The 12,416-nt window shown below is 69.9% G+C and carries 10 protein-coding genes; 5 read left to right on the top strand and 5 right to left on the bottom strand.

The window, feature by feature from the left end:
• Window position 1 precedes the first annotated feature (1 nt).
• Genes dnaJ through dnaK form a run of 3 tightly spaced genes read right to left on the bottom strand, consistent with a single transcriptional unit; the run spans window position 2 to window position 3,780 of the window.
• Window positions 2-1,192, bottom strand: a complete 1,191-nt coding sequence (gene dnaJ, locus IE185_RS25675) for a molecular chaperone DnaJ (protein WP_138897235.1) — start codon at window positions 1,190-1,192, stop codon at window positions 2-4.
• 57 nt (window positions 1,193-1,249) lie between these two features.
• Window positions 1,250-1,927 (bottom strand): nucleotide exchange factor GrpE, encoded by a 678-nt coding sequence (gene grpE / locus IE185_RS25670; protein WP_138897234.1) that lies wholly within the window; start codon window positions 1,925-1,927, stop codon window positions 1,250-1,252.
• A complete protein-coding gene (gene dnaK / locus IE185_RS25665; protein ID WP_138897233.1) occupies window positions 1,924-3,780 on the bottom strand; it encodes a molecular chaperone DnaK in 1,857 nt (618 codons plus the stop codon). The genes grpE and dnaK overlap by 4 nt, the downstream gene beginning before the upstream one ends.
• Before the next feature lie 190 nt (window positions 3,781-3,970).
• Between dnaK and IE185_RS25660 the strand changes: the two genes are divergently transcribed.
• From IE185_RS25660 to IE185_RS25640, 5 genes are all read left to right on the top strand, one after another.
• The gene (locus IE185_RS25660) at window positions 3,971-4,462 is read left to right on the top strand and encodes a sugar transferase (protein ID WP_138897232.1); all 492 of its coding nucleotides are present in this window, start codon (window positions 3,971-3,973) and stop codon (window positions 4,460-4,462) included.
• 160 nt (window positions 4,463-4,622) lie between these two features.
• The gene (locus IE185_RS25655) at window positions 4,623-6,905 is read left to right on the top strand and encodes a (Fe-S)-binding protein (RefSeq protein WP_138897231.1); all 2,283 of its coding nucleotides are present in this window, start codon (window positions 4,623-4,625) and stop codon (window positions 6,903-6,905) included.
• A gap of 153 nt (window positions 6,906-7,058) precedes the next feature.
• The gene (locus IE185_RS25650; RefSeq protein WP_229843691.1) at window positions 7,059-8,138 is read left to right on the top strand and encodes an FG-GAP repeat domain-containing protein; all 1,080 of its coding nucleotides are present in this window, start codon (window positions 7,059-7,061) and stop codon (window positions 8,136-8,138) included.
• A gap of 171 nt (window positions 8,139-8,309) precedes the next feature.
• Window positions 8,310-9,758, top strand: a complete 1,449-nt coding sequence (locus IE185_RS25645) for an FG-GAP-like repeat-containing protein (protein WP_138899031.1) — start codon at window positions 8,310-8,312, stop codon at window positions 9,756-9,758.
• Window positions 9,759-10,134: 376 nt separating this feature from the next.
• Window positions 10,135-11,070, top strand: coding sequence for a Yip1 family protein (locus IE185_RS25640; RefSeq protein ID WP_138899197.1), 936 nt, complete (start codon window positions 10,135-10,137; stop codon window positions 11,068-11,070).
• 88 nt (window positions 11,071-11,158) lie between these two features.
• Here IE185_RS25640 and IE185_RS25635 read toward each other — a convergent pair whose 3' ends face one another.
• Together IE185_RS25635 and dcd are read right to left on the bottom strand one after the other, a co-directional pair.
• Entirely contained in the window at window positions 11,159-11,656 is a 498-nt protein-coding gene (locus IE185_RS25635; protein ID WP_138899198.1) for a phosphoribosyltransferase, read from the bottom strand.
• Window positions 11,657-11,678: 22 nt separating this feature from the next.
• A complete protein-coding gene (gene dcd, locus IE185_RS25630; protein WP_028810513.1) occupies window positions 11,679-12,254 on the bottom strand; it encodes a dCTP deaminase in 576 nt (191 codons plus the stop codon).
• Window positions 12,255-12,416: the final 162 nt, after the last annotated feature.

The raw sequence follows: 12,416 nt of genomic DNA, 5'->3' as shown, positions 1-12,416 counted from the left end.
CTCATGCTCCCTTCGCGGCCTGGAACAGCTCCGCCCGCGGATCCTCCCCCGCGGTCGCCTCACGGTAGGACTCCAGCGCCTCACGGGCCTTGTCGTCAAGGTCCTTGGGCACCTCGACCTCCACGGTGACCAGCAGGTCGCCGCGGGTGCCGTCCTTGCGGACCGCTCCCTTGCCGCGGGCGCGCATGGTGCGGCCGTTGGGGGTGCCGGCCGGCAGCTTGAGGGTGACGGGAGGGCCGCCCAGCGTCGGGACCTTCACCTCGCCGCCGAGCGCCGCCTCCACGAAGGTGACGGGCACGGTGACGGTGAGGTTGTCGCCCTTGCGGCCGAAGACCGGGTGGGCGCCGACGTGGACCACGACGTACAGGTCGCCCGCCGGGCCGCCCCGTTCACCGGGACTGCCCTTGCCGCGCAGCCGGATCCGCTGGCCGTCGGAGACGCCCGCCGGGATCCGGACCTGCATGGTCCGCGACGACTTGGCACGGCCGCTGCCCTTACAGACCTCGCAGGGGTCCTGGGCGATGAGCCCGCGGCCCCGGCAGTCGACGCACGGGTCGGTGAGCGAGAACCCGCCACCGCCGCCGCGCGACACCTGGCCGGTGCCGACGCAGGTCGGGCACACGCGCGGTGTGCCGTTCTTGTCGCCCGTACCGGAACAGGCCTTGCAGGGCGCCTGGCTGGACATCCGCAGCGGGACCGTGGCCCCGTCGACCGCCTCGGTGAAGCTGAGCGTCACCTCGGACTCGATGTCCTGGCCGCGGCGCGGCTGCGTACCCGTACGCGCACCCGGGCCGGCGCCCCGGTTGAACAGGCCCCCGAAGACGTCCCCGAGGCCGCCGCCGAACCCGCCGGCACCGCCGGTCTGGGCCCCGCCCTGGGCGCCTCCGAAGAGGTCGCCCAGGTCGAAGTTGAAGGTGCCGCCGCCGGCGCCCGGGCCCGGCCTGAAGCCGCCGTTCCCGAACAGAGCACGCGCTTCGTCGTACTCCTTGCGCCGCTTGGGGTCACCGAGGACGTCGTTCGCCTCGGAGATCTCCTTGAAGCGGTCCTCCGCCTTGGCGTCGCCCTTGTTGGCGTCCGGGTGGAACTCGCGGGCGAGCTTCCGGTACGCCTTCTTGATCTCGGCCTCGGTGGCGTCCTTCGGGACGCCGAGAACCTTGTAGTAGTCCTTCTCGACGAAGTCCTTCGTGCTCATCCCCGACGTCCCTCCTTCCTGCTGCCGCTACCACACCTGATACCGCTACCGGTCACGTCAGCCCTCGTCCGGGCCACCGCTCTCCTCGTCCGGGGCCTTGGCCGCGGGCTCGTCCGCCTTGGCGGGCGTGGCACCGGGCTGGGGCTCGGCCACCGCGACCCGCGCGGGACGGATGGTCCGCTCGCCGATCCGGTAACCCGGCTGAAGGATCGCGACGCACGTGGTCTCGTCGACGTCCGGCGCGTACGAGTGCATCAGAGCCTCGTGGATCGTCGGGTCGAAGGGCTCGCCCTCCTTGCCGAACTGCTGCAGGCCCATCTTGGCGGCGACCGTCTCCAGCGATTCGGCCACCGACTTGAACCCGCCCACCAGCTCGCCGTGCTCCCGCGCGCGGCCGATGTCGTCGAGGGTCGGGAGGAGCTCGCTCAGGAGGTTCGCCACAGCGATCTCCTTGACCGTGACCCGGTCCCGCTCCACGCGGCGACGGTAGTTCTGGTACTCCGCCTGGAGCCGCTGGAGGTCCGCGGTGCGCTCATTGAGCGCCATGCGTACCTGGTCCAGCTGCGCTGTCAGAGCTACGTCCTGTACGTCCCCGGCCGGGGCCGCCGGGCCCGACTCCTCGACGGAGTCGGTCCCCGCCTTGTCGGGCGCGGCGGCCTGCGGTTCGGCGTCTTCGGGAGTGGCGCCGGAAGGGACGTCGGGCTTCTCCTCGAAGCCCGGAGTCTCCTCCGTCATGCGGCGCCTCCCTGGCGGCCGGCGTCCTTCTCGTCGTCGACGATCTCGGCGTCGACGACGTCGTCGTCCGCCTTGGCCTGCTCGGCGCCGGGAGCGTCGCCGCCCGCGGCCTGAGCGCCCTCGGCGTTGGCGTACATGGCCTGGCCGAGCTTCTGCGAGACGGCCGCGACCTTCTCGGTCGCCGTGCGGATCTCGGCCGTGTCCTCACCAGCGAGCTTTTCCTTCAGCTCGGTGACGGCGGTCTCGACCTCGGTCTTCACGTCACCCGGAACCTTGTCCTCGTTGTCCTTGAGGAACTTCTCCGTCTGGTAGACGAGCTGCTCGGCCTGGTTGCGGGTCTCGGCGGCCTCGCGGCGCTTGTGGTCCTCGTCCGCGTACTTCTCGGCCTCTTCGCGCATCCGGTTGACCTCGTCCTTCGGCAGCGAGGAGCCACCGGTGACGGTCATCTTCTGCTCCTTGCCCGTGCCGAGGTCCTTCGCGGCGACGTGCATGATGCCGTTGGCGTCGATGTCGAAGGCGACCTCGATCTGCGGGACCCCGCGCGGGGCCGGCGGCAGACCGGTCAGCTCGAACATGCCGAGCTTCTTGTTGTACGCCGCGATCTCGCGCTCGCCCTGGTAGACCTGGATCTGCACGGACGGCTGGTTGTCCTCGGCCGTCGTGAAGATCTCGGAGCGCTTGGTCGGGATCGTGGTGTTGCGCTCGATGAGCTTCGTCATGATGCCGCCCTTGGTCTCGATACCGAGAGACAGGGGCGTGACGTCGAGGAGCAGGACGTCCTTGACCTCACCCTTGAGGACACCGGCCTGGAGCGAGGCGCCGATGGCGACGACCTCGTCCGGGTTCACACCCTTGTTGGCGTCCTGACCGCCGGTGAGCTCCTTGACGAGCTCGGCGACGGCCGGCATACGGGTCGAGCCACCGACGAGAACGACGTGGTCGATCTCGGAGAGCTGGATGCCCGCGTCCTTGATGACGTTGTGGAACGGCGTCTTGCAGCGCTCCAGCAGGTCGGCGGTGAGCTGCTGGAACTGCGAGCGCGTGAGCTTCTCGTCCAGGTGCAGCGGGCCCTCGGCCGACGCCGTGATGTACGGCAGGTTGATCGAGGTCTCGGTGGAGGAGGACAGCTCGATCTTGGCCTTCTCGGCCGCCTCGCGCAGGCGCTGGAGCGCCATCTTGTCCTTGGAGAGGTCCACGCCGTGGCCGGAGTGGAACTGCTTCACCAGGTAGTCGACGACCCGCTGGTCCCAGTCGTCACCACCGAGGTGGTTGTCACCGTTGGTGGCCTTCACCTCGACGACGCCGTCGCCGATCTCCAGCAGCGAGACGTCGAAGGTGCCGCCACCGAGGTCGAAGACGAGGATCGTCTGGTCGTCCTTGTCGAGGCCGTACGCCAGGGCGGCGGCGGTGGGCTCGTTGACGATGCGCAGGACGTTGAGGCCCGCGATCTCACCGGCCTCCTTCGTCGCCTGACGCTCGGAGTCGTTGAAGTACGCCGGGACGGTGATGACCGCGTCGGCCACCTTCTCGCCCAGGTACGCCTCGGCGTCGCGCTTCAGCTTCTGCAGGATGAACGCGCTCATCTGCTGCGGGTTGAAGGTCTTGCCGTCGAGCTCGATGTTCCAGTCGGTGCCCATGTGGCGCTTGACCGACCGGATCGTCCTGTCGACGTTGGTGACTGCCTGGCGCTTGGCAACCTCGCCTACCAGCACTTCACCGTTCTTCGCGAAAGCGACGACGGACGGCGTGGTCCTGGCGCCTTCGGCGTTGGTGATGACGGTGGGCTCGCCGCCCTCCAGAACGCTGACGACGGAGTTGGTGGTGCCCAGGTCGATGCCGACCGCACGTGCCATTTCGATTCCTCCAGCTGACTTGAGTGGAACAGGCTCAAGGATGCATGACGGAGGCCGCCGCGTCAACAGACCTGAGTGGGGTCGACTCAACTCTTATGCGGCCCTTATCTGCATGAGCACGGCATGAGCACGGCACGCCCACGACCGGCGGAGCCCCATTCAGGGGCGAATCCCATGAAATGGTACGCCCATGCACGCGAAGCGGATCTTCGATCTGGTGGCCACCTCGGCCCTGCTGCCGCTCGCCGCGCCCCTCCTGCTCCTCACCGCGACCGCCACCGCCGTAACCTCGGCGGGCCCGCTGTTCGTACGCAGGACCCGCGCGGGCCTGGGCGGCCGCCCCTTCACGATGCTGACGCTGCGCACCGACCCCCGCACCCCGGTCGGACGACTGCTGCGCCGGACGCGGCTGGACGTACTGCCCCGCCTGCTGCACGTCCTGCGCGGCGAGATGTCCCTGGTCGGGCCGTGCCCGCTGGCGCCGGGCCATCCGTCGGCGACCCGGGCGAGACTGGTGGTGCGGCCGGGCGTCACCGGGCTGTGGCAGGTCGGCGGGCGCTCGGGACTGCCGTGGGAGGAGATGGACGTACTGGACCAGCACTACATCGAGCAGCACTGGCTCGGCCTGGACCTGGCCGTCCTGGCCCGCACCGTTCCCGCCGCCCTCGCCGGCAGGCGCTGAGGGAAGCCTTACGCGACACAGATCACCGCCGGCCCAACTACAGTGCGGCGGCATAAATGGGTACGCTCAGCACGGGCTGAATAAGTTACCGCTTAGTAATCCCATCCAGATGCTCAGCCGTCCCCCGTATTTCTCACCTCGCAGGCCCGAGGAGCCCCCAATGCAACTCGCCGCGATCATCGTGTCGCTGGTCCTGACCGTGGTCGGCGTTGCGCTCATCGCCCGAGCCGTCGCGCAGATCTACCGGTTCGTCAAGCTGGGCCAGCCCGTGCCCGCGGGCAGCCGCACCGGCAATCCGAAGCAGCGCACGATCACCCTCGCCAAGGAGTTCCTCGGCCACAGCCGGATGAACCGGTGGGGGATCGTCGGCGTCGCGCACTGGTTCGTCGCGATCGGCTTCCTGACGCTGCCGCCGACCCTCGCCCAGGCGTACGGCCAGCTCTTCCAGGCGGACTGGGTGCTGCCGGTCATCGGCGGCTTCCTGCCGTTCGAGATGTACATCGAGTTCATCGGTCTGATGACGGTCGTGGGCATCGTCGTCCTGATGGCGATCCGCCTGCTCAACCTGCCCTCCCGGGCCGGCCGCAAGTCGCGCTTCGCCGGCTCGAAGGCCTGGCAGGCGTACTTCGTCGAGTACATCATCCTCACGATCGGCCTGGCGATCCTGGTGCTGCGCGGCCTCGAAGGCGCGATCCACCACGTGGACGGCTACGACGCCGCGTACTTCGTGTCGTACCCGCTCGTCCTCGCCTTCGAGGGCCTGAGCGTCTCCACACTCCAGACGCTGATCTACTTCACCGCGATGATCAAGATCGGCACCTCGCTGATCTGGATGATCACTGTCTCGCTGAACACCAACATGGGTGTCGCGTGGCACCGCTTCCTCGGCTTCCCGAACATCTGGTTCAAGCGCGAGGACGACGGCTCCACCGCCCTGGGCGCGCTCCTGCCGATGACGTCCGGCGGCAAGGAGATCGACTGGGAGGACCCGGCCGAGGACGCGGTCTTCGGCGTCAGCCAGGTCGAGCAGTTCAGCTGGAAGGGCATTCTCGACTTCTCCACCTGCACCGAGTGCGGTCGCTGCCAGTCGCAGTGCCCCGCCTGGAACACCGGCAAGCCGCTGTCCCCGAAGCTCCTGATCATGTCGCTGCGCGACCACGCGCACGCCAAGGCGCCGTACCTGCTCGCAGGCGGCGGCAAGGACATGGAGGGCAACGAGAAGGCGACGCCCGAGCAGCTGAAGGACGTCCCGGCGTCCGCGCTCGCCGAGGCCGAGCGCCCGCTGATCGGCACGCTCGAAGAGAACGGCGTCATCGACCCGGACGTGCTGTGGTCCTGCACCAGCTGCGGCGCGTGCGTCGAGCAGTGCCCGGTCGACATCGAGCACATCGACCACATCGTCGACATGCGCCGCTACCAGGTGATGATCGAGTCCGCCTTCCCCTCGGAGGCCGGCACGATGCTCAAGAACCTGGAGAAGAAGGGCAACCCCTGGGGTCTCGCCAAGAAGCAGCGCGTCGAGTGGACCAAGGAGGTCGACTTCGAGGTCCCGATCGTCGGCAAGGACATCGAGGACCTGTCCGAGGTCGAGTACCTCTACTGGGTCGGCTGCGCCGGCGCCCTGGAGGACCGGGCGAAGAAGACCACGAAGGCCTTCGCGGAGCTGCTGCACATCGCGGGCGTCAAGTTCGCGATCATGGGCGGCGACGAGAAGTGCACCGGTGACTCCGCCCGCCGCCTGGGCAACGAGCCGCTTTTCCAGCAGCTCGGCCAGGAGAACGTCGCGATGCTGAACATGGCGTACGGCGAGTCCCTCGACGAGGACGGGGGCGTGGACGAGTCGACGAGGAAGCCCAAGGCGTCGAAGAAGATCGTCGCCACCTGCCCGCACTGCTTCAACACGATCGCGAACGAGTACCCGCAGCTGGGCGGCGAGTTCGAGGTCATCCACCACACGCAGCTGCTCCAGCACCTCATCGACGAGGGCAAGCTGATCCCGGTGACCCCGGTCGAGGGCCTCATCACGTACCACGACCCGTGCTACCTGGGCCGCCACAACAAGGTCTACACGCCGCCGCGCGAGATCATGTCGGCCGTCCCGGGCCTGCGCCAGCAGGAGATGCACCGCCACAAGGAGCGCGGCTTCTGCTGCGGCGCCGGCGGCGCGCGCATGTGGATGGAGGAGCGCATCGGCAAGCGCATCAACACCGAGCGCGTGGACGAGGCCCTGTCCCTCAACCCGGACATCGTCTCCACGGCCTGCCCCTTCTGCCTCGTCATGCTCACCGATTCGGTGAACGGCAAGAAGAACGACGGCAAGGCGAAGGAGTCCCTCCAGGTCGTGGACGTGGCGCAGTTGCTCCTCGACTCGGTGAAGACCCCGGCCGAGCCCGAGGACGAGCCGCAGTCCGAGGACGCTCCGGAGCCCGAACCGGCGAAGTAGCGCGTACGCGCAAAGAGAAAGCGGCCGGATCTGCCTCGGGGGCAGGTCCGGCCGCTTTCGTACGCCCGCTTAACTCGGCGGTCAAAAAAGAGCATCATGTGGCAACTGAAACGTGCGATACGGGCGGGGTAGGTCATGCGAAGAGCGATCGCGGTGGCAACAGCGAGCTGCGCGGTACTACTGGCAGGCTGCGGCGCCTCCCCCGACCGCGACGCCCCGGCCGCCGGCGCCTCCCCCACCGCCCTGGCCGCGAAGGCCGCCAAGGCCGCCGCGCCCGTCCACCCCGTACCGCACGGCAGGGGCAGCCGCGTCGCCGAGGACTTCAACGGCGACGGCCACCGTGACCTCGTGCTCAACGACCTGGTCAAGGGCCCCGAGCAGCGGCTGGGCGACGACGCGGGCATCGGCGTCGTGTACGGCGCCAAGCCCCCGCGCGCCCTCGACCCCTCCGTACGCCAACTCCTGACGCCCGCCCGCAACGCGGCCCGCACCGAGGGCGTGCTGCCCGCCGCGTTCGACGCCGAGGCGGCCTGCGACCTCGACAAGGACGGCTACGCGGACCTGGTGGTCACCACCGACCCGCCGTTCAACGGGACCGGCATGCCGCCCGTGCCGCTCCAGATCCTCTTCGGCGGGTCGGACGGCCTCACCGGCAAGGCGGTCAAGCTCCGCATCCCCGACCGCGCCCGCTTCGGCAACGAGTGGCCCGACCACCCCGTCTGCGGCGACTTCGACGGCGACGGCGCCAACGACCTGGCCGTGACGGCGAGCGGCGGCCGCCTCAGCCACCTGCGCGGCCCCTTCACCCGCGCCGGCGCCCCGCGCGCGGCCGCGGGAGCGCTCCCGGGCGCCGGTCCGGTGCTGGTCTCCCCCGACCTGGCGCCCGACGTCAACGGTGACGGGTACGACGACCTGGTCTCCGCCACCCGCCCGCACGAGCCCGGCACCGCCGAGCGCGCGACGCTGCTGCTCGGCGGCCCGGCGGGCCCCGGGCGCCCCGGTGGCGCGTACACCTTCAAGGCGGTGAAGGCACGGCCGGGCGACCTGCCGGCCGGGGAGGAGGCACCCGTGACGCACGTACTGCGATACGCCGACTTCGACGGCGACAGCAAGCCCGACACGGTGGTGCGTACGCACCGGGGCGAGACGACCGACGTCATCACGTACCGCTCCTCGGCCGCCGGGAAGACCATCACCTTCTCCACGGCCGTCTTCTCCGCCGGGCAGGGCTGAGGCCGCCGTACAACCATCCGTACCGCCGTACAACCATCCGCGCCCCTCGGCGGTCTCCTGTGCGCTGATCACCACGTGTCCCAGAGGACAACTCCCGGCAAACGCGGGTGATCGCACCCCATTGACTCGGACGCGCACCCCGTGTCCCGGCATGCCGCAGGAGAACTCCGCATGCACAGCTCCCTCCGCACCACCCTCGCCGTCGCGACCGCGGCCGCCCTCACCGGCGGGCTGCTCGTCGCCGGAGCCGGCGCGGCCGCCGCCGCCCCCGCCGGGCTCCAGGGCGACTTCAACGGCGACGGCTTCCGCGACCTGGCGGTCTCCGCCTCCGGAGCCACCGTCAAGGGTTACGGCGGCGCCGGCGCCGTGACCGTCCTGTACGGCTCCCCGGCCGGCGCTGGCGCCCAGAAGATCCAGACGATCACCCAGGAGACCCCGGGCGTCCCGGGCTCCGCCGAGAAGCAGGATCGTTTCGGCGGCCACACCGCCACCGCCGACTTCAACAGCGACGGTTACGCGGACCTCGCCATCAGCGCGCTGCTGGAAGACGTCGGGTCCGACGTCGACGGCGGCACGGTCACAGTCGTGTTCGGCAGCGCCACCGGCCTGACCGGCGGCATCACCGTCGCCGACCCGACGCCCACCCAGCACGACCACTTCGGGTCGGGCGTGGCGGCGGGCGACTTCAACGGCGACGGCAAGCCCGACCTCGCCGCCAAGTCCGACAACAACAAGATCGACGTCTACCGCGGCGGGATCAGCAAGTCGGGGACCACCGGCGGCCGTTACACGGTCACCACCCCGGTGCTCGCCGTCCAGGGCCACGACATCTTCAACATCACCGCCGGCAACGTGAACAACGACGGCCGCACGGACCTGGTCGTCGACGGCTACGAGGGCGACTCCACCGGCGAGTACTCGTACAACGCCAACTACTACCTCCCCGGCAGCTCGTCCGGCGTCACCGCCACCAACGCCAAGAAGCTCCCGGCGGGCATCATCACCGACATCGGTGACACCAACGGCGACGGATTCGGCGACATCGTCATCGGCAACACCTGGGACGAGAAGCCGGGCGTCTCCGTGGGCGGCGCCGTGCACGTCGTCTACGGCACGGCGAGCGGCCCGACCGGCGGCACGGACACGATCACCCAGAACAGCCCCGGTGTCCCCGGCGGCTCCGAGAAGGGCGACCTCTTCGGCGGGGAACTCTCCCTCGGCGACATCAACGGCGACGGCCTCCAGGACCTGGCCGTCGGCGCGCCCAACGAGGACCTCGGCGGCGTGGCCGACGCCGGCATGGTCACGGTCGTGTACGGCACCCCGAGCGGCTTCTCCACCTCGGGCGCGCAGGCGATCGAGCAGGACACCCCCGGCGTCCCCGGCGCGAGCGAGAAGCTCGACGGCTTCGGCGGCGAGGTCTTCCTCTCCGACACGACCGGCGACGGCAAGGCGGACATGACGGTCGGCGTGCCGTGGGAGAACGCGGAGAACGGCTACGTCGTGGCGTTCCGCTCCGACGGCACGAAGATCTCGACGACGGGCCGCGGCATCGGCCTGGCCGACGTCGGCATCTCGACGGCGGGCGCCCCGGTCCTGGGCCTGAACATCTCGGGCTGACGCGCCTCGGGCGAGCAGGCGGGTGCGGGGGCAGGCACCGTACGGACGACGCCGTCCTCCCGCACCCGCGGGCCTCACGCCCTGCCCGGGACTCCGCCGCGCGGACACCGACCGTGATCCACCGGACACCGGCGGCCCGCACAGCGGCCCGAGGGGCGACACCTGGCGCGGGGGCGGGACCCACCAACTGAGCACCCGGGCCGCGGAATCCCGACGGAGGACGGCCCGGAGGTCGACCCACAGGGGGACTACGGGGGGACCACGGGGGGACATCCCGTCGGGGACCCCCTAGGGGATGTCACAGCTCGGCCGCAAAGCCGGGCCTGTTGCGGCAGGCCCGGCATACGGCGCATCCGGACCAGGTACGTTCGATTACGTGGCTGGATTCAGGATCGGACGCGGCCGGGACAACCGCACCCCGCAACAACAACCGCAGCGGCAACAGCAGCGGCAACGGCAGCAACCGCCGTACGGGCAGCAGGCGCCATCGCCTCAGCCCCCGTACGGCCAGCAGCAGTGGCCGCAGGCACCGCAGTACGGCGGACAGCACGGCGAGCCCGAATACTTCGGCGAGCCGCACCCCCACCAGGGCCACGGCCAGGGCGGGCAGAGCGGCTACGGAGGCCAGGGCGGGCGCAGCGGCCCCGGGGGCGGTGACCCGTACGCCGCGCACAACAACCCGGGCCACACCACCGCCTTCAGCATCGGCGAGGACCCGTACGGCGACGGCAGCACCTACCACTCCGGCAACACCCCCGCGCCGCCCGCGGGCCCGCGCCTGCACTGGAAGCAGCTGCTGAGCGGCATCGTGCTGCGCCCCGGCCCGACGTTCTGGCAGACGCGCGACTACCCGGTCTGGGGACCGGCCCTGGTCGTCACCTTCCTGTACGGCCTGCTGGCGGTCTTCGGCTTCGACAAGGCGCGCGAGGAGGCCATCAACGCGACCCTGTCGAACGCCATCCCGTACGTCCTGACCACCGGCGTCGCGGTGATCATCTGCGGCCTCATCCTGGGCGCGGTGACGCACACGCTGGCCCGCCAGCTCGGCGGCGACGGCTCCTGGCAGCCGACCGTCGGGCTGTCGATGCTGATCATGTCGATGACGGACGCCCCGCGCCTGGTCTTCGCGATCTTCCTGGGCGGCGAGAACGGTCTCGTGCAGGTGCTGGGCTGGGTGACCTGGCTGGCGGCGGGCGCCCTGTTCACCTCGATGGTGAGCAAGTCGCACGACCTGCCGTGGCAGAAGGCGCTGGGCGCGTCCGCGATCCAGCTGGTGGCGCTGCTGTCCCTGATCAAGCTCGGCACGATCTGACGCGGACACCACCCCACGAAGAGGGCCCCGGCGCGACATCCGCGCCGGGGCCCTCTCGTACCTCTGTGCTCTCTCCGCTGCCGCCCGCCTAGGCGTCCAGGACCTGCCCGCTGCGCCGGACGACCGGCTTCTGGACGCTCCAGGGGAAGTTGATCCACTCGTCGGTGCGCTTCCACACGTACTCGCACTTCACGAGCGAGTGGGACTTCTCGTAGATGACCGCGCTGCGGACCTCCGCCACGTGGTCGAGGCAGAAGTCGTGCACGAGCTTGAGCGTCTTTCCGGTGTCGGCGACGTCGTCCGTGATCAGGACCTTCTTGTTACTGAAGTCGATCGCGTCCGGCGCCGGCGCCAGCATGACCGGCATCTCCAGGGTCGTCCCCACGCCGGTGTAGAACTCGACGTTCACCAGGTGGATGTTCTTGACGTCGAGGGCGTAGGCCAGGCCGCCGGCGACGAAGACGCCGCCGCGCGCGATGCTCAGCACGATGTCGGGCTCGTACCCGTCGTCGGCGATCGTCTGCGCGAGCTCACGCACGGCGCTGCCGAAGCCCTCGTAGGTCAGATTCTCCCGTACAGCACTCATACCCATGCACCCATACCCGGCATCACACCTGCGTCCGATGGAAATTGAGGAAGGACCGCGAGGCCGTCGGCCCGCGCTGGCCCTGATAACGCGACCCGTACCGCTCGGAGCCGTACGGGAACTCCGTGGGCGAGCTCAGCTGGAACATGCACAGCTGCCCGATCTTCATGCCGGGCCAGAGCTTGATCGGCAGCGTCGCCAGATTCGAGAGCTCCAGCGTCACGTGCCCGGAGAATCCGGGGTCGATGAATCCGGCGGTCGAGTGCGTCACGAGCCCGAGCCGCCCGAGGGAGCTCTTGCCCTCCAGCCGCGAGGCGAGGTTGTCCGGCAGCGTGATCGTCTCGTACGTCGACGCCAGCACGAACTCACCGGGGTGCAGGATGAAGGCCTCATCCCCCTCCGGCTCGACCAGCCGCGTGAGGTCCGCCTGCTCGACGGCGGGGTCGATGTGCGGGTAGCGGTGGTTCTCGAACACCCGGAAGTAGCGGTCGAGCCGCACGTCGATGCTCGAGGGCTGCACCATGGATTCGTCGTACGGATCAATACGCACGCGTCCGGCGTCGATCTCGGCCCGGATGTCCTTGTCTGAGAGAAGCACGCCCCGAGGATACGCAGAGCGCGCGGGCCCGCCCCAATCGGACGACCCCGCGCGCCACACTGCTCCGGCCTCCGGCCGCCCTCCGACCGCCGTCCCGCCGGTCTCTAGTGCGTTGGCCACGAAGGTTCGCCGGGGCTGATTAGGCGGCTTTGGGCCGTGGGC

It is taken from the genome of Streptomyces chryseus (genome assembly GCF_014650755.1).
GTDB lineage: Bacteria > Actinomycetota > Actinomycetes > Streptomycetales > Streptomycetaceae > Streptomyces > Streptomyces chryseus.
This window is presented reverse-complemented; position numbering and strand designations above follow the sequence as displayed.

Excerpts from the sequence above, each read along its gene's own strand:
- dnaK (WP_138897233.1), bottom strand. The coding sequence starts at position 3,780 with ATGGCACGTGCGGTCGGCATCGACCTGGGCACCACCAACTCCGTCGTC.
- dnaJ (WP_138897235.1), bottom strand. The coding sequence starts at position 1,192 with ATGAGCACGAAGGACTTCGTCGAGAAGGACTACTACAAGGTTCTCGGC.
- grpE (WP_138897234.1), bottom strand. The coding sequence starts at position 1,927 with ATGACGGAGGAGACTCCGGGCTTCGAGGAGAAGCCCGACGTCCCTTCC.
- IE185_RS25660 (WP_138897232.1), top strand. The coding sequence starts at position 3,971 with ATGCACGCGAAGCGGATCTTCGATCTGGTGGCCACCTCGGCCCTGCTG.
- IE185_RS25635 (WP_138899198.1), bottom strand. The coding sequence starts at position 11,656 with ATGAGTGCTGTACGGGAGAATCTGACCTACGAGGGCTTCGGCAGCGCC.
- IE185_RS25655 (WP_138897231.1), top strand. The coding sequence starts at position 4,623 with ATGCAACTCGCCGCGATCATCGTGTCGCTGGTCCTGACCGTGGTCGGC.
- IE185_RS25645 (WP_138899031.1), top strand. The coding sequence starts at position 8,310 with ATGCACAGCTCCCTCCGCACCACCCTCGCCGTCGCGACCGCGGCCGCC.